The 16722-nt window shown below is 73.4% G+C and carries 12 protein-coding genes; 3 read left to right on the forward strand and 9 right to left on the reverse strand.

The genetic code is table 11. The annotated features are described in order from the left end of the window. The first annotated feature begins 6 nt into the window (after window positions 1-6). Genes recG through ubiA form a run of 3 tightly spaced genes read left to right on the forward strand, consistent with a single transcriptional unit; the run spans window position 7 to window position 4065 of the window. Window positions 7-2154, forward strand: coding sequence for an ATP-dependent DNA helicase RecG (recG, locus tag Tsedi_RS05870; protein WP_143894591.1), 2148 nt, complete (start codon window positions 7-9; stop codon window positions 2152-2154). A 34-nt stretch (window positions 2155-2188) separates the two neighbouring features. After that, entirely contained in the window at window positions 2189-3154 is a 966-nt protein-coding gene (locus Tsedi_RS05875; protein WP_143894593.1) for a hydrogen peroxide-inducible genes activator, read from the forward strand. A gap of 20 nt (window positions 3155-3174) precedes the next feature. Further along, window positions 3175-4065: a 4-hydroxybenzoate octaprenyltransferase gene (ubiA, locus tag Tsedi_RS05880; RefSeq protein WP_143894595.1), complete on the forward strand. Its 891-nt coding sequence runs from the start codon at window positions 3175-3177 to the stop codon at window positions 4063-4065. A 32-nt stretch (window positions 4066-4097) separates the two neighbouring features. Here ubiA and proC read toward each other — a convergent pair whose 3' ends face one another. The 9 genes from proC to Tsedi_RS05925 form a co-directional block, all read right to left on the reverse strand. Continuing rightward, window positions 4098-4940, reverse strand: a complete 843-nt coding sequence (proC, locus tag Tsedi_RS05885; protein WP_143894596.1) for a pyrroline-5-carboxylate reductase — start codon at window positions 4938-4940, stop codon at window positions 4098-4100. Further along, window positions 4933-5781 (reverse strand): MurR/RpiR family transcriptional regulator, encoded by an 849-nt coding sequence (locus tag Tsedi_RS05890; protein WP_143894598.1) that lies wholly within the window; start codon window positions 5779-5781, stop codon window positions 4933-4935. Before Tsedi_RS05890 ends, proC begins: the two co-directional genes overlap by 8 nt. Then, complete coding sequence (locus Tsedi_RS05895) at window positions 5774-7423, reverse strand: ATP-binding protein (RefSeq protein ID WP_143894599.1); 1650 nt, start codon at window positions 7421-7423, stop codon at window positions 5774-5776. The genes Tsedi_RS05890 and Tsedi_RS05895 overlap by 8 nt, the downstream gene beginning before the upstream one ends. A 5-nt stretch (window positions 7424-7428) precedes the next feature. Beyond that, the gene (ppc, locus tag Tsedi_RS05900; protein WP_143894601.1) at window positions 7429-10260 is read right to left on the reverse strand and encodes a phosphoenolpyruvate carboxylase; all 2832 of its coding nucleotides are present in this window, start codon (window positions 10258-10260) and stop codon (window positions 7429-7431) included. A gap of 30 nt (window positions 10261-10290) precedes the next feature. After that, on the reverse strand, window positions 10291-11919 hold the full coding sequence (gene pgi / locus Tsedi_RS05905; RefSeq protein ID WP_185970595.1) for a glucose-6-phosphate isomerase: 1629 nt from the start codon (window positions 11917-11919) through the stop codon (window positions 10291-10293). A 42-nt stretch (window positions 11920-11961) separates the two neighbouring features. Further along, complete coding sequence (locus tag Tsedi_RS05910) at window positions 11962-13161, reverse strand: CaiB/BaiF CoA transferase family protein (protein WP_143894605.1); 1200 nt, start codon at window positions 13159-13161, stop codon at window positions 11962-11964. Next, window positions 13158-13670, reverse strand: a complete 513-nt coding sequence (locus Tsedi_RS05915) for a low molecular weight protein-tyrosine-phosphatase (protein ID WP_143894607.1) — start codon at window positions 13668-13670, stop codon at window positions 13158-13160. The genes Tsedi_RS05910 and Tsedi_RS05915 overlap by 4 nt, the downstream gene beginning before the upstream one ends. Before the next feature lie 59 nt (window positions 13671-13729). Then, window positions 13730-14356: a MarC family protein gene (locus Tsedi_RS05920; RefSeq protein ID WP_143894626.1), complete on the reverse strand. Its 627-nt coding sequence runs from the start codon at window positions 14354-14356 to the stop codon at window positions 13730-13732. A gap of 8 nt (window positions 14357-14364) precedes the next feature. Further along, on the reverse strand, window positions 14365-16722 hold a 2358-nt coding region (locus Tsedi_RS05925), incomplete at its 5' end, for a putative bifunctional diguanylate cyclase/phosphodiesterase (RefSeq protein ID WP_143894609.1).

The raw sequence follows: 16722 nt of genomic DNA on the forward strand, positions 1-16722 counted from the left end.
CGCCGCATGCCGCGCCGCGCCGCCACCGCCGAGTCCGACCGCCCGCGTGACGAAGCCGGGGCAGCCGCCAGCGGGCCGCAGCGGGCGCTGCGCCGGCTCGGCTTGGTGCGGCCGGAGGATCTGGCGCTGCATCTGCCGCTGCGCTACGAGGACTTCACGCACGTGACGCCGCTGGCGCAGGCACGCGATGGCCAGGAGGCGCTGGTGGAGGGTACGGTGCTGACCTGCGAGGTGCAGCCCGGCCCGCGCCGCCAGCTGGTGGCGCGCCTCGTCAGCGCCGAGGGCGTCCACGTCACGCTGCGCTACTTCACCTTCTACCCGGCGCAGCGGCAGATGCTGGCACCCGGCGCGCGCGTGCGCGCGTACGGCGAGCTGCGCGGCGGCTGGGCGGGCTGGACGATGGTGCATCCGCGGCTGCTGAAGGCGGATGCGCCGCTGCCGCAGGGCCTCACGCCGGTCTATCCGACCACCGCCGGTCTGCCGCAGGCCTATCTGCGCGCGGTGATCGCGCGCGCGCTGCCACGCGTGCGCTGGGACGAAACGGTGCCGGCCGAGGCGCTGGCCGAGCTGCCTGGCGCGGCCGGGCGCGTGTGGACGCTGCGCGAGGCGCTGCACTTCCTGCACCAGCCGCCGGCCGGCACGCCGCCTGCGGCCCTGCAGGACCGGCGCCACCCGGCGTGGCTGCGGTTGAAGGCCGAGGAGCTGCTGGCGCAGCAGCTGGCGCAGTGGCAGGCGCGCCAGGCGCGCGCGCGGCTGCGCGCGCCGGTGCTGCAGGCCGCGGCGGGTGGTCTGCCGGCGCAGCTCGAGGCCGCGCTGCCGTTTGCGCTTACCGCCGCGCAGCAGCGCGTGGTGGCCGAGATCGTGGCCGATCTGCGGCGTGCGCAGCCGATGCATCGCCTGCTGCAGGGCGACGTCGGCAGCGGCAAGACGGTGGTGGCGGCGCTGGCGGCGGCGCACGCGATCGAGGCCGGCTGGCAGTGCGCGCTGATGGCGCCCACCGAGATCCTCGCCGAGCAGCACTTCGGCAAGCTGGTGCAGTGGCTGCAGCCGCTGCTGGCGCCGCGCGGCCTGCAGGTGGCGTGGCTGACCGGCGCGCAGCCGCGCGCGGCGCGCCGCGCGGCGCTGCAGGCCATCGAGGCCGGGCAGGCGGCGCTGGTGGTGGGCACGCACGCCGTCATCCAGCAGCAGGTGACGTTTGCGCGCCTGGGGCTGGCCATCGTCGACGAGCAGCACCGCTTCGGGGTGGCGCAGCGGCTGGCGCTGCGCGCCAAGACCGGCGCCGAAGCCGCGGGGCTGGAGCCGCACCTGCTGATGATGAGCGCCACGCCGATCCCGCGCACGCTGGCGATGGCCGCCTTCGGCGACGTGGACGTCTCCACGATCGATGAGCTGCCACCCGGGCGCACGCCGGTGGTCACCAAGCTGGTGGCCGCGGCACGCCGCGCCGAGGTGATCGAGCGCATCCGCGCGCAGGTGGCGCAGGGGCGGCAGGTCTACTGGGTCTGCCCGCTGGTGGAGGACAGCGAGGCGCTGGACCTGCGCGCCGCCACCGCCACCCACGCCGAGCTGACCGCGGCGCTGCAGGATGTGCGCGACGCCGCCGGCCAGCCGGTGTGCGTCGGGCTGCTGCACGCACGCCTGCCGGCGGCGCAGAAGAAGGCGGTGATGGAGGCGTTTGCCGCCGGGCAGGTGGCCGTGCTGGTGGCCACCACCGTCATCGAGGTCGGCGTGGACGTGCCCAACGCCTCGCTGATGGTCATCGAGCACGCCGAGCGCTTCGGCCTGAGCCAGCTGCACCAGCTGCGCGGCCGCGTCGGCCGGGGCGCGCTGGCTTCGGTGTGCGTGCTGCTCTACAGCCCCGGCGAGGACGGGCGCCTGAGCGAAACGGCGCGCGAGCGGCTGCGCGCGATGGCCCAGACCACCGATGGCTTCGAGATCGCGCGGCGCGACCTGGCGATCCGTGGCCCCGGCGAGTTCCTCGGCGCGCGCCAGTCCGGCATGCCGATGCTGCGCTTCGCGGATCTGGAGCAGGACGAGCCGATCCTGGAATGGGCGCGGCGCTGGGCGCCGCGAGTGTGGCGGCAGGAGCCGGCGCGGGCGCAGGCGCACGTGCAGCGCTGGCTGGGGGCGTGCATGGACTATCTGAAGGCTTGAACCGATAATCGCCGCCTGTGCGAGAGAGTCGCCGATGACCCTGACGGAACTGAAGTACATCGTCGCCGTGGCGCGTGAACGCCATTTCGGCCGCGCGGCCGAGGCCTGTTTCGTCTCGCAGCCGACGCTGTCGGTGGCGGTCAAGAAGCTGGAGGAGGAGCTGGAGGTCAAGATCTTCGAGCGCAGCGCAGCCGAGGTGACGGTCACGCCGCTGGGCGAGGAGATCGTGCGCCAGGCGCAGGTGGTGCTGGAGCAGGCCGCTGCGATCAAGGAGATCGCCAAGCGCGGCAAGGATCCGCTGGCCGGTCCGCTGCGGCTGGGGTTGATCTACACCATCGCGCCGTACCTGCTGCCCGACCTGGTGCGGCAGGTGATCGAGCGCGCGCGCCAGATGCCGCTGATCCTGCAGGAGAACTTCACCGCCAAGCTGCTGGAGCAGCTGCGCTTGGGCGAGATCGACGCGGCGATCCTGGCCGAGCCGTTTCCGGACGCCAACCTGGCGGTGGCGCCGCTGTACGACGAGCCGTTCGTCGCCGTGGTGCCGCGCGACCACCCGCTGGCCGCGCGCGCCGAGGTCACGGTGGAGGAGCTCAAGCGCGAAACCATGCTGCTGCTCGGCAACGGGCACTGCTTCCGCGACCACGTGCTGCAAGTCTGCCCGGAGTTTGCGCGCTTCTCCGACAGCGCCGAAGGCATCCAGAAGAGCTTCGAGGGCTCGTCGCTGGAGACGATCAAGCACATGGTGGCCGCCGGCATGGGCGTGACGCTGGTGCCGCGCCTGTCGGTGCCCAAGGGGGCGCTGCCCGGCGAGGGCGGCCCGAGCGTCGCCCCACCCGACGGCGTGCAGGCCTACGTGCGTTACGTTCCGCTGGCCGGCGAGCCGCCGTCGCGGCGGGTGGTGCTGGTGTGGCGGCGCAGCTTCACGCGCTACGAGGCGATCGCGGCGCTGCGCAACGCAGTCTACGCCTGCGAGCTGCGCGGGTGCCGGCGCCTGACCTGACGCATCGAGGAGGAGAACCGATGAGCGGCTCGCTGCCCGCCCCGCTGCCGTGGCGCGCGCGCCTGGCGCTGTACCTGGACCTGATCCGCTGGGACCGCCCGGCAGGCTGGCTGCTGCTGTTGTGGCCGACGCTGTCGGCCCTGTGGCTGGCCGCCGGTGGCTGGCCCGGCTGGCACCTGCTGCTGGTGTTCGTCGCCGGCACCATCCTGATGCGCAGCGCCGGCTGCTGCGTCAACGACGTGGCCGACCGCGAGTTCGACCGCCACGTCAAGCGCACCGCCCAGCGCCCCGTGACCAGCGGCCGCCTCAGCGCGCGCGAGGCGCTGGCGGTCGGCGCGGCGCTGGCGCTGGTGGCCTTCGCGCTGGTGCTGACCACCAGCGCCGCGGCGGTGGCGTGGTCGTTCGCGGCGCTGGCGGTGGCGGTGTTCTACCCGTACACCAAGCGCTTCTTCGCCATGCCGCAGGCGGTGCTGGGCGTGGCGTTCAGCTTCGGCATCCCGATGGCATTCGCGGCGGTGCGCGGCGAGGTGCCGGCGCTGGCCTGGGGGCTGCTCGTGGCCAACCTGTTCTGGGTACTGGCCTACGACACCGAGTACGCGATGGTGGACCGCGACGACGACCTGCGCATCGGCATCCAGACCTCGGCGATCACGCTCGGCCGCTGGGACGTGGCGGCAGTGCTGGCGTTCTACGCGCTGCACCTGGTGCTGTGGACGGCGCTGGTGTGGCCGCACGCCGGCGGGCCGTGGTTCGCCGCCGGCGTGGCCGCCGCCGCGGCGCAGGTGCCGTGGCACGCCCGGCTGATCCGCGACCGCACGCGCGAGGGGTGTTTCGCCGCCTTCCGGCTCAACCATTGGTTGGGGGCGGCGCTGTTCGCGGGCCTGGCGCTGCAGCTGGCGCTGGGGGGCTGAGCCGCCGCGCGGCCCCGGCGGTGCGGATGCCGTCAGTCGCTGCGGCCGAACTCGTCGGCCAGCTCGGCGGCGCGCCGCCGCGCCGCCTGCAGCGCCGCGACGAAGGCGCCGTGCACGTCGCGCGCCTGCAGCACCTCCAGCGCCGCGGCGGTGGTGCCGCCCTTGGAAGTGACGCGCGCGCGCAGCGTCTCCGGCGGCTCGCCGGCCTGGCGCGCCAGCTCGGCCGCGCCGGCGAACGTCTCGATGGCCAGCGTCAGCGCCTGTTCGGGCGTCAGGCCCATCGCCGTGCCGGCTTCGCGCATCGCCTCCAGCAGGTAGAACACGTAAGCGGGGCCGGAGCCGGACAGCGCGGTGACCGCATCCAGCAACGCCTCGTCCTCGACCCACAGCAGCGCGCCGGTGAGGCCCATCACCGCCTCGGCCAGCGCGCGGTCGGCCGCCGTGGCCTGTGCGGTGGCGTAAAGCCCGGTCATGCCGCGACCCACCAGCGCCGGCGTGTTGGGCATGCTGCGCACGATGCGCGCCGCGCCGGTCCAGGCGGCGATGCTGGCGCAGCGGATGCCGGCTGCGACGCTGAGCTGCAGCGCGCCGCCGACGAACGGGGCGGCGGCCACCGCGGCCTCGCGGAACTGCTGCGGCTTGACCGCCCACACCACCAGACCAGCGGCCTGCAGCCGCGCGTCGGGCGTCGGCAGGGTGGTCACGCCCCAGTCGCGCTGCAGGCGCGTGCGCGCCGCCTCGCCGGGGTCGACGACCAGCACGCGTGCGGCGGGCTGGCCGCTGCGCACCAGCGCGCCGATCAGGGCGGTGGCCATGTTGCCGCCACCGATGAAGGCCAGGGTAAGGTCGGGAGGGAGGCTGGGAATCTCAGGCATAGCGCTTGCTGCTGATCTGGGCCTTGACCGCCTTGAGCAGCGGCTGCACCTGGGCCGCGCCCATGCGCAGCGCCAGGCTGGTGACGAGGACGTCGACCAGCACCAAGTGGACCAGGCGCGACAGCATCGGCATGTCCTGGTCATAGCGCTCGGCGTGGTCGGCGGCGAGATGGATGTCGGCGGTCAGCGCCAGCGGGCTGCGCGTGCGCGTCACCGCGATTGTGGTGGCGCCATTCTTGCGCGCCACGTCGGTGGCGTCGATGAGGTCGCGCGTGCGCCCGGAGTTGGAGAACACCAGGGCGACGTCACCGGGCTTGAGCAGCGCGGCACTCATCACCTGCAGGTGACCGTCGGCGAACGCCCGGCAGTTGACGCCGAGGCGGAACAGCTTGTGCTGCGCGTCCAGCGCCACCACGCCGGAATTGCCGACGCCGTACAGCTCGATGCGGTGGCGGCCGCGCCAGGCCTGCTCCAGCGCTTGCACGGCCTGGCGCAGCGCCGCAGGTGACAGCTCGTTGCGGAACTTCAGCAACGCCGCCACGGTGTTGTCGATGACCTTGACCGCGACCTCCGGCACGTCGTCGCCCTCGTCGACGCTGCGGTGGATGTAGGGCACGCCTTCGCTGACCGTGCCGGCCAGTTTGAGCTTGAAATCAGTCAGCCCCTCATAGCCGAGGCTGCGGCAGAAGCGCAGCACGGTGGGCTTGCTGACCCCGGCCAGCGCGGCCAGTTCACCCACGGGCAGTTGCGCGAAGCGTCGCGGATCCTCCAGCACCAGCCGCGCCACGCGCTGCTCGGCCGCGGGCAGGGACGGAAGACAGGCCTGGATGCGTTCAAGCATGGTCGTTCTCCTTGACGCCGGGCGTGCGCGCCACCTCCCACCCCACGATCTGGCGCTTGGCACGGCTGAACTCGACGCCCAGCTCGATCACTTCCGTGATGCCCGGCGCGCCGCGGTGCTTGGCCGCGTAGTCGCGGGCCTTGAGCTGGCGCATGGCCTCGCCGGTGGGCTCCTCGCCGTCGACCACCTTGAACTCGATCGCCCAGGCGCGGCCGGCGTGACGGATGACGAGGTCGCACTGGCCCGGGTTGGAGACCTCCTCCGGCACGATGTCCAGGCCGAGGCTGGCCAAGTGGCTGTAGAAGACGCTGGCGTAGTAGCCCTCGTACCGGGCGATGGGGTTGGCGCGCACCCAGTCGTGCGGGATGCTGGCGTAGAGGCGCTGGAAGTGCGCGCGCAGCGCGTCGGTGTCGGCCTGCAGCAACGCATGGTAGAGCGTGCGCGGCTGCAGCAACTGGCGCTGCTCGGCCGGGTACCAGCCGAAGTAGAGCAGCGCGCGGTTGAGCGCGCCGCGCACCTCGCGATTGGGCACGCCCAGCTCATAGCTCAGCAGCCCGCCGCAGTCCTCCACGCGCCGGATCGTCAGGTAGCCGGTCTGCCACAGCATCGCCTCCACGGCGATGTCGTCCACATCGAAGGCCGACAGCAAATCCTCTTCCGCGAGCATGCGCTCCAGCCGCGGCGTGAAGAACCCCTTGCCGCGCAGCCAGTGCACCAGAAACGTCGGCGTGCCGGTCTCGAACCAGTGCGCGCGGAACTGCCGCTCGGCCAGCAGCAGCAGCACGTCGAACGGGTTGTAGACGCTCACCGGGCCCCAGCGGTAGCCGTTGTACCAGCGGCGGATCTCCTCGCGGTCCAGCGGCTGGCCCTCGGCTGCGGCGGCCTCGAGCTCCGGCGCAAACACCGTGTCGATATCGTCGTCGGTGTAGCCGCAGAGCGTGCCGTACTCGGGCGAAAGGGTAATGTCGCGCAGGTTGTTCAGGCCCGAAAAGATGGAAACCTTGCTGAACTTGGACACGCCGGTCAGCAGCACGAAGCGCAGGTCGGCGTCTCTGCCCTTGATGACGCTGTAGAGGTTGCGCAGGCCCTCGCGCATGGCGCGGGCGACCTCCGGCGTCTCGAGGTTGTCGAGGATGGGCTTGTCGTATTCGTCGACCAGCACCACGGCCTGGCTGCCGTGGGCTTCGGCGGTGCGGGTGATGAGGTCGGCAAAGCTGCCGGGGATGTCCTCGGGGTCTTCCAACGCCACGCCCAAGCGCTGCGCCTGCTCGCGCAGCTGGCGGCGGATGTGGCGCTCGAGTTCCTCGCGCTTCTCCAGCCGGCCTTCGGCAAAGCTCAGGCGAATCACCGGGTGCGGCCTGGCCCAGTCCCAGTGGTCGGCAAGGAACAGTTTCTCGCGCGGGGCGCTGCCGTCGGCGCCGTCGTGCGCGTCGAAGAGCTCACGGCGGCCTTCGAAGGCGCAGGCGATCGTGTCCAGCAGCAGGCTCTTGCCGAAGCGGCGCGGGCGCGAGAGGAAGTAGGCGCCGCCCTGCTCGGCCAGACGCGCGATCAGCGGCGTCTTGTCGACGTAGTAATGCCCCTCGCGCCGGATCTTGGCGAAGGTCTGGATGCCGATGGGCAGCTTGCGGCGGGGCGTCGTCATGGGGATCAGCCGGTGTTGCGCAGGCCGGCGGCGATGCCGTTGATCGACAGGTGGATGCCGCGCTTGACCTTTTCCTCGTGGTTGCCGGCGCGGTAGCGGCGGATCAGCTCGACCTGCAGGTGGTGCAGCGGGTCGATGTAAGGGAAACGGTGCGCGATCGAGCGCGCCAGCGCCGGGTTGGCGGCCAGCCGCTGCGCGTGGCCGGTGATGGCTTCCAGCGCCGCGTGCGTGCGCTGCCATTCGGCCTCGATGGCGCCGAAGACGCGCCGGCGCAGCGCGCGGTCTTCCACCAGCTGCGCGTACAGGGCGCCCAGTGCCAGGTCGCTCTTGGCCAGCACCATGTCGATGTTGCTCAGCAGCGTGGCGAAGAACGGCCAGCGCTGGTGCATTTCGCGCAGCAGCGCCAGCGCCGCCTCCTTGCCCATGTCGCGTTGCAGCGCCTCCACCCCGCTGCCCAGGCCGTACCAGCCCGGCAGCGTCAGGCGGCACTGGCCCCAGCTGAAACCCCAGGGGATCGCGCGCAGGTCCTCGATGCGCTGCGTGCCGGTGCGCGAAGCCGGGCGCGAGCCGATGTTGAGCTCGGCGATCTCGCGGATCGGCGTGGCGGCGAAGAAGTAGTCGGCAAAGCCCGGTGTGCCGTAGACCAGCTCACGGTAGGCCGCCATGCTGGCGCGCGAAAGCGCCTCGGCGGCCTGCAGGTAGCGGCGCGGCACCGGCTGGCGTGGCGGCAGCAGCGTGGCCTCCAGCGTCGCGGCCACCAGCGTCTCGAGGTTGCGCCGACCGATGTCCGGGTGGCCGTACTTGGAGGCGATCACCTCGCCCTGCTCGGTCAGGCGCAGCTGACCGCGCACGGTGCCGGCCGGCTGCGCCAGGATCGCCTCGTAACTCGGTCCGCCGCCGCGGCCCACCGTGCCGCCGCGGCCGTGGAACAGGCGCATGCGCACCGGCCGCGGCAGCGTGGTGGCCAGGCGGTCGAACAGCGCCGCCAGCGCCACCTCGGCCTGGTACAGGCACCAGTTGCTGGTGACGATGCCGCCGTCCTTGTTGCTGTCGGAGTAGCCGAGCATGATGTCCTGCTCGCCGTACTCCAGCGGCCCGCCGTGCGCCACCAGCTGCGCCACCGCCGGGATGGCGTAGTAGTCGGCCATGATGGTGGCGGCCTGGTGCAGGTCCTCGATGGTCTCGAACAGCGGCACGACGATCAGCTCGGCGCGCGCGTCGTGCCCCCAGGCGCCGTGCAGCAGGCCGGCCTCCTTCTGCAGCAGCAGCACCTCCAGCAGGTCGCTGACCGCCTCGGTGTGGCTGATGATGGCGTGGCGGATCGCGGCGGCACCGAAGCGCCGGCGCGCGCGCCGCGCGGCGGCGAACACCGCCAGCTCCCGCTCGGTGACCGGCGAGTAGGCCCGCTCCGGGATGCGCAGGGGTCGCGGGTCCGCCAGCGCCGCCAGCAACGCCTGGCGCTTGGCCTCCTCCGGCAGCGCGCGATAGTTGGGCTCCAGCCCCGCGGCGGCCAGCAGCTCGGCCACCGCCAGTTCGTGCTGGTCGCTGCTCTGGCGCAGGTCCAGCGTCGCCAGGTGAAAGCCGAACACCTCCGCCGCGCGCAGCAGCGGGCGCAGGCGCGGCTCGGCCAGCGCCGCGCAGCCCTGCGCCACCAGCGCCTCGTCCAGCACGCGCAGGTCGGCGACGAACGCCTCCGCCGACGGGTAAGGGTCGGACGGCGCCACCGCATGGCGCGCGGCCTCGCCGCCGGTGAGCTCGCGCAGGGTGGCGGCCAGCCGGGCGTAAAGGCCGATCAGGGCGCGGCGATAGGGCTCATCCTCGCGGTGCGCGTTGCGGTCTGGTGAGGCCGCCGCCAGCGCCTGCAGCGCCGGCGGGGGCGGCAGCAGCATCGCCGACAGCGACAGCTCCGCGCCCAGCGCGTGCACCTCGCGCAGGTAGTGGCGCAGGATCAGGTCGGCCTGGCGCTGCAGCGCCAGCTCCAGCGTGCCGGCGTCGACGTTGGGGTTGCCGTCGCGGTCGCCGCCGGTCCACTGTCCCAGGCGCAGGAACGGCGGCACGCGTTCGCCGAGCGCCGCTTCCAGCTCGCCGTACAGGCGGGGCAGCTCGCCGATGAACGTGCGCTCGAAGTAGGCCAGCGCGTTGCTGATCTCGTCGGCCACCGTCAGGCGCGTGAAGCGCAGCAGCCGCGTGTGCCACAGCTGCGTGATGCGCGCGCGCAGCGCGGCTTCGTTGGCTGCCAGGCTGCGCGCCAGCACGCGGTCACCGCGGCGGTTGCCGGCCGCGGTGGCCTGTGCGCGGATGGCGTCGCGCTCGCGCAGCAGCTCGGCAATCGCCGCCTCGGCGTCGCGGATGCTCTTGCGCTGCACCTCGGTCGGGTGCGCGGTCAGCACCGGCGACAGGTAGGCGTGCCGCAGCGCCTGCGCCACCTGCGCGCTGGCCACGCCGCGGCGTTGCAGCCGCTTCCAGGTGTGCGCCAGGCTGCCGGGCTGCACATGGCCGGCGCGTTCGTGCACCTCGCGGCGGCGCACGTGGTGGCGGTCCTCGGCCAGGTTGGCCAGGTGGCTGAAGTAGGTGAAGGCGCGGATGACGCTGACCGCCTGCGCGTCGCTCAGGCCCTGCAGCAGCGCCTTGAGCTGCCGGTCGGCACGCTGGTCGGCATGGCGCCGGTAGGCCACCGACAGCTGCCGGATGCGCTCGATCAGTTCGAACGTCGCTTCGCCTTCGTGCTCGCGGATCACGTCGCCGAGGATGCGGCCCAGCAGTCGGATGTCGTCCACCAGTGGCTGGTCCTTCGGGGGGACGCGGGAGCGGGCGGCGGAATCGGCGGGCTGGGGCATGGCGCGGCGTCGACGGCGGTGGGCTCGATGTTACGGGCAGGCGCTATTGTCCACCGTCCGCGCCAGCGTCTTGCCCAGCTCCACGCCCCACTGGTCGAACGGGTGGATGCCCCAGATCGCGGCCTGGTAGAACACCTTGTGCTCGTAGGCGGCCACCAGCGCCCCGAGGTGGAACGGGTCGAGCCGCGGCAGCCACAGCAGGTTGCTCGGCGTGCCACCGGGGTAGGTGCGGTGCGGGGTCAGCCGGCGCACTTCGGTCTCGTCCAGTCTCTCGGCGCGCAGTGCCTCGGCGGTGGCCTGCGGGTCGCGACCGATGGCCAGCGCGCGCGCCTGCGCACGCAGGTTGGCGTGCACCAGCCGCCGGTGCTCGTCGGCGGCCGGCAGCGGTGTGTCATCCTGGCAGACGCCGATGAAGTCCACCGCCACCCGGTGCGTGCCCTGGTGCAGCAGCTGGAAGTAGGCGTGCTGCGCGTCCAGCCCCTGGCCGCCCCAGACGATCGGACCGGTGTCGACCGCCACCGGACTGCCGTCCACGTGCACGCGCTTGCCGTTGGACTCCATGTCGAGCTGCTGCACGTGGCGCGCGAATTCGCCCAGGCGCCAGGCGTAGATCGCCAGCAGGTGCGTCGGGCAGCCGCGGAAATTGCGGTTCCAGATTCCCAGCAGCGCCAGCGCCAGCGGCAGGTTGCGTTCGGGCGGCGCTTCCCAGGCGTGCCGATCCAGCGCGTGCGCGCCGGCCAGCAGCTGCTCGAAGCCCGCGCGGCCGATCGCCACCGCCAGCGGCAAGCCGATCGCGCTCCACAGCGAGTAGCGCCCGCCGACCCAGTCCCAAAAGACGAAGGTCTGCGTGCGCGGCACGCCCCAGGCCACCGCGCGGTCGGGGTGCGCGGTGACGGCGATCCAGTGCGGCGCCTGCCGCTCGGGGGCCACGCCGGCGTCGGTCAGCCAGCGCCGGCAGCTGTCGGCCAGGCGCTGCGTCTCCACCGTCGTGAACGACTTGCTCTGCACGATGAACAGCGTGCGCCCCGGGTCGAGCCGGCGCAGCGTGTCGTGCAGCGCCCAAGCGTCGGGGTTGGAGACGAAGTGCACGCGCACGTGCGGGTGCGCGTGGGCCGCCAGCGCCTGCACCGCCATGCGCGGCCCCAGATCCGAGCCGCCGATGCCGAGGTTGACGACATCGGTGATCGGCGCGCCGCCGGTGCCCGGCCAGGCGCCGGCGCGCAGCCGCTCGGCGGCCTCCAGCATGCGATCCAGTTCCTGCCGCACGGCGCGGTTGATCGTCTCGCCCCACGGGGCGTCGGCCCAGTGGCTGCCGCGCAGCGCCACGTGCAGCGCGGCGCGGCCTTCGGTGGCGTTGACCGGCGCGCCGCGGCGCAGCGCCTCGGCCTGCTCGGCGACGCGCGACTCGGCCGCCAGCGCCAGCAGCGCCTCCCACTCCGTCAGGCCCAGCGCCTGGTGCGTGGCGTCCAGCGTCAGCCCGGCGGCCTCGAACGTCAGCGCGCGGGTGCGCGCCTGGTCCTGCGCGGCCAGCCGCTGCCACAGGTGCGGCTGCGGGGCGGCGGCCAGCGCCTGCAGCCGGCGCCAGGCGGCGCGCCGCGGCGGCGGCACGAACGCGGCGGCGGTGGCGGACACCGCGTGGTCGGCGGTGGCGTCGATCATCGGTCGGTCCTCCCTGGTCATGTCGGGCTCGCTGGCGGTGGCTCAGGCCGCGCCCCAGCCGGCGCGCGCCACCGCGTCGCCGTGCTCGCCCAGCCGTGGCGCCGGCGTGCGCAGCGCGCCGGGGGTGGCGCTGAGCTTGGGGGTGATGCCCGGCACCTTGAGCGGCCGGCCCTCGCGGTCGGTGGCCTGTACCACCATGCCGCGCGCGGCGTAGTGCGGGTCGTGCGCGATGTCGGCGGCGGTGTAGATGCGGCCCACCGGCACGTCGGCGGCCTCCAGCGCGGCGATCACCTCGTCCACGGTGCGCTGGCGCGTCCAGGCTTCGATGGCGGCGTCGAGCTCGGCGGCGCGGCGCGCGCGCCCGTCGTTGTGCGCCAGCTCCGGGTCGTCGGCCAGGTCCGGGCGGCCGATCGCCTGCATCAGGCGGCGAAAGATGCCGTCGCCATTGCCGCCGATCAGCACGTAGGGTTCGGCCTCGTCGCCGTCGGCGCGGCAGCGGTAGGCGTTGGACGGCGCGATCCCGGGCAGTGCGCTGCCGCTGCGCTGGCGCACCACGCCAAAGGCGTCGTACTCCGGCAGCAGGCTTTCCATCAGATTGAAGACGCTCTCATACAGCGCCACGTCCACCATCTGGCCCTGGCCGCCGTGCGCGTCGCGGTGGTACAGCGCCAGCAGCACGCCAATGACGCCGTGCAGCGCGGCGATCGAGTCGCCGATCGAGACACCGCAGCGCACCGGCACCCGCCCCGGCTCGCCGGTGAGGTGGCGCAGGCCGCCCATCGCCTCGCCCAGGATCGCAAAGCCCGGCTTGTGCGCGTAGGGGCCGGTCTGTCCGTAGCCGGAGACGCGCAGCATGATCAGCCGCGGGTTGAGCGCGTGCAGCTGCTCCCAGCCCAGGCCCCAGCCCTCCAGCGTGCCGGGCTTGAAGTTTTCGATCACCACGTCGGCCTCGGCCGCCAGCCGCCGCACGAGCGCCTGCCCCTCGGGCGTGCGCAGGTCGGCGCAGACCGAGCGCTTGTTGCGCGACTGCACCTCCCACCACACCGAGGTGCCGTCACGCAGCAGGCGCCACTTGCGCAGCGGGTCGCCCTGGCCGGGCGGCTCGATCTTGATCACGTCGGCGCCGAAGTCGGCCAGCACGCGCGCGGCAAACGGCCCGGCGATCAGCTGACCGAGCTCCAGCACGCGCACGCCGGCCAGCGGGCCGGGGTGAGGGAGCGCAGCGGCGGTGTCGTTCGTCATGGCGTGGGGATGGGAGGCTGCGGATGAGGGGTCAGCACGTGATCGAGCCATCCTTCGACGGCGTCCTCGACGAGGTCGAGCACGCGCTCGAAGCCCTCCGGCCCGCCGTAGTAGGGGTCGGGTACCTCGTGCACCGCGTGACGGCGGGCGAAGCGCGCCAGCCGGTGGATCTTGTGCTGGTGCGGCGGCGGGCAAAGCGAGCGCACCACGGCCTCGTTGGCCGCGTCCATCACCAGCAGCCAGTCGTGCCGCTCGCAATCCTGCACGGTCAGGCGCCGCGCGCGCAGGTCCGACAGGTCGTACCCGCGTGCGCGCGCGTGCGCCTGGGCGCGCGGGTCGGGTGGCTGGCCGACGTGGTAGCCGTGCGTGCCGGCCGAATCGACCACGATGTGCGCCTGCAGCCCGCGCCGGCGCAGGCGCTCGCGCAGCACGCCGTGCGCGGTGGGGCTGCGGCAGATGTTGCCCATGCAGATCATCAGCACGTGCAGGGGGCGGGCGGTGTGCGGCATGCACGCGATGGTAACGAAACCCCGTGACCGCGCCTGCATGCCGGTCCCGGGGCCGTGCCTCACCCCGCAGCGCCGAGCGCCGGAAACAGCCGCAGCAGCCCGGCGGCCATCACCTCCACCGCCAGCGCGGCCAGGATCAGGCCCATCAGGCGCGTCATGACGTTGATGCCGGTCTTGCCCAGCACGCGCGCGATCGGTTCCGCCAGCGCGAAGCACGCCGCGGTGGCCAGCGCCACCACCACGCCGTAGCCGACCAGCGCCGCGTGCTGCCAGAAAGTCTGCGCGCGCTCGGCGTAGATGACGACGGTGGACATGGTGGCCGGGCCGGTCAGCAGCGGGATCGTCAGCGGCACCACCGCGATCGAGGTGCGGCTGGCCGCATCGGCCACCTCCTCCTGCGTGGCCTTGGCTTCGGCCGGCTGGGCGTTGAGCATGGCCATCGCCGACATCAGCAGCAGCATGCCGCCGCCGACCTGAAAGCTGGCCAGCGAGATGCCGAAGAAGTCCAGGATCTGCAGCCCGGCGACGGCGCTGGCGGCGATGACGGCGAACGCCGTGCAGGACGACACCAGCACCGTGCGGCGGCGCTGCGCGCGGCTCATGCCCTGCGTGTAGTGGATGAAGAACGGCACGACGGCCAGCGGATTGACGATGGCCAGCAGGGTGACGAGGGGCTTGAGGTCCATCGCGGTGCTCATGCGGTCGTGGCACGGGCATGACGGGCCAGCCAGTGCGGCACCTCGTCAGCCGCCAGCGCCCGTGCGTACAGCCAGCCCTGCAGCGCGGCGCAGCCGTGCGCGCGCAGGAAGTCGCGCTGCGCCGGCGTCTCCACGCCCTCGGCCACCACCTCCAGCCCGAGGTCGTGTGCCATCGACAGCGTGGCGCGCACGATGGCCACGCTGTCCGGGTCGGCCGGGATGCCCTCGACGAAGCCGCGGTCGATCTTGAGCGTGCCGATCGGCAGCCGCTTCAGGTACCCGAGGCTCGAGTAGCCAGTGCCGAAGTCATCCAGACTCAGCCGCACCCCCAGCGTCTGCAGCGCCTGCAGCCGCTCGATGACGTCGGTGCGCCCCTGCACGAGCAGGCTCTCGGTGATCTCCAGCTCGAGTGCCTGCGCCGGCAGGCCGGCCCCGTCCAGCGCCTGCCGCACCTGCGCGACGAAGTCGGCGTGGGCGAACTCGTGCGCCGAGACATTGACGGCGACGCGCACCGCCGCAAAGCCCGCCGGGTCGTCGGCGCGCCAGCGCGCCAGCTGCGCCAGCGCCTGCCGCAGCACCCAGTGACCCAGGCGGTCGACGATGCCGGCCTCCTCGGCCACGCGCACGAATTCGGCCGGTGGCACCGTGCCCAGCACCGGATGCTGCCAGCGCAGCAGCGCCTCCAGTCCCACCAGGCGGCCGTCGCGCGCCGCCACCTGCGGCTGGAAGGCCAGCCGCAGCCCGCTGCCGGACGGATCGGCCAGCGCCTCGCGCAGCGCCGACTCCAGCTGCAGCCGGCGCGAGACGTGCGTCTGCATCGACGGCTCGAAGAAGCGCCACTGGTTGCGCCCGGCGGCCTTGGCGGCGTACATCGCCGTGTCGGCGTGGCGCAGCAGCGTGTCGAGGTCGGCGCCGTCGTCCGGAAACAGCGCCACGCCCAAGCTGGCGCCGATGCGCACGCGCGCGCCGTCGAGCTCGATGGAGGCGTCCAGCACGCGCGCGATCTTGCGCGCCACCACCGCGGCGCCTTCGCGGCCTTTCACCCACGGCAGCAGCACGACGAACTCGTCGCCGCCGAAGCGCGCCGCCACGTCGCGGCCGCGCAGGCAGCCCTGCAGCCGCTGCGCCACCGCCTGCAGCAGCCGGTCGCCCTGCGCGTGGCCGAGGCTGTCGTTGACGTGCTTGAAGCGGTCCAGGTCCAGGTAGATGATGGCCACCTGGCGCCCCTCGCGCTGCGCGCTGTCCAGCACCGCGCGCGCCAGCTCGGACCAGCGGTTGCGGTTGACCAGGCCGGTCAGCGTGTCGTAATGCGCCAGCTGCTGCAGCTGGGCGTGGCTGCGGGCCAGCTCCAGCGTGCGCTCGCGCACCAGTTGCTCGACGCGGCGACGCTGTCCGGTGGTCACGAGCAGGAACGCCGTCAGCAGCCCGACGGCGACGAAGCCGGTGCTGGCGGTCAGGTGCAGCCGGGCGTCGGTGGCGGCCTGGCGCCAGAAGACCTCGGTGGCGTCCAGCCGCAGCTGCCAGTGGCGCTGCGCGAAGCGCACCGGCCAGGCATGGCGCGCCGGCAGCGGCGCGGGCGGCTCGGCCAGCTCGCAGCCCTCGGCGCCCGCCAGCCGCCGGTTGCCCGGACTGGCGTCCAGGTCGATCAGGCACAGCGCCAGGCCGGGCAGCGGCAGCGCCTCCAGCGCGGCGCGCGTCACGTCGCCCATGCGGAACGCGCTGGAGACGATGCCCAGCAGCGCGTGCGGCGGCTGAGCCGCGTGCACCGCGTGGTAGACGACGATGCCGCGCTGCGCGCCCTGCTCCTGCACCAGCCGGAACGGCTCGGTGGCGTGCGGCCGGCCGCTGGCGATGGCCTGGCGCACGGCGCGGCGCAGCGGCTCGTAACTCAGCACGTCCAGCCCGCGTGCGGCCTCGTTGCCGGCCAGCGGGGCCAGGCGCGTGATCACCATGTGCTCGTCGGCATCCGCGGCCGGAAAGCGCCGCCCGGCCGCGTCCCGTCCCAGGATCGGCCAGCCCGGTTCACAGCACTCGTAGCGCGCGCGCTGGCTGCGCGGGACGTGCCAGTTGAAGGTGAAATTCTGCGTGCCCGGGTAGCGGCGCAACCACATCCCGGCGGCCTGCTCGAAGGCTTCCTGGCCGATGGCCGGGTCGCGCGCCAGCAGCTGTCCCATCGCCTCCAGCGCGTCGAGCTGCGCATCCAGCCGCCGCTGCAGCGCCTGCGCGGCCTGCTCGCCGGCCTGCTCGGCGCGCAGGCGCAGCTGCGCCGTCTGCGCGTCGGCCAGCAGGTGCACCACCGCCCCGCCCAGCACCAGTCCCGACGCCAGCGGCAGCCCCACCCCCCAGCGCCGCCC

Source organism: Tepidimonas sediminis, from assembly GCF_007556605.1.
Classification (GTDB): domain Bacteria; phylum Pseudomonadota; class Gammaproteobacteria; order Burkholderiales; family Burkholderiaceae_C; genus Tepidimonas; species Tepidimonas sediminis.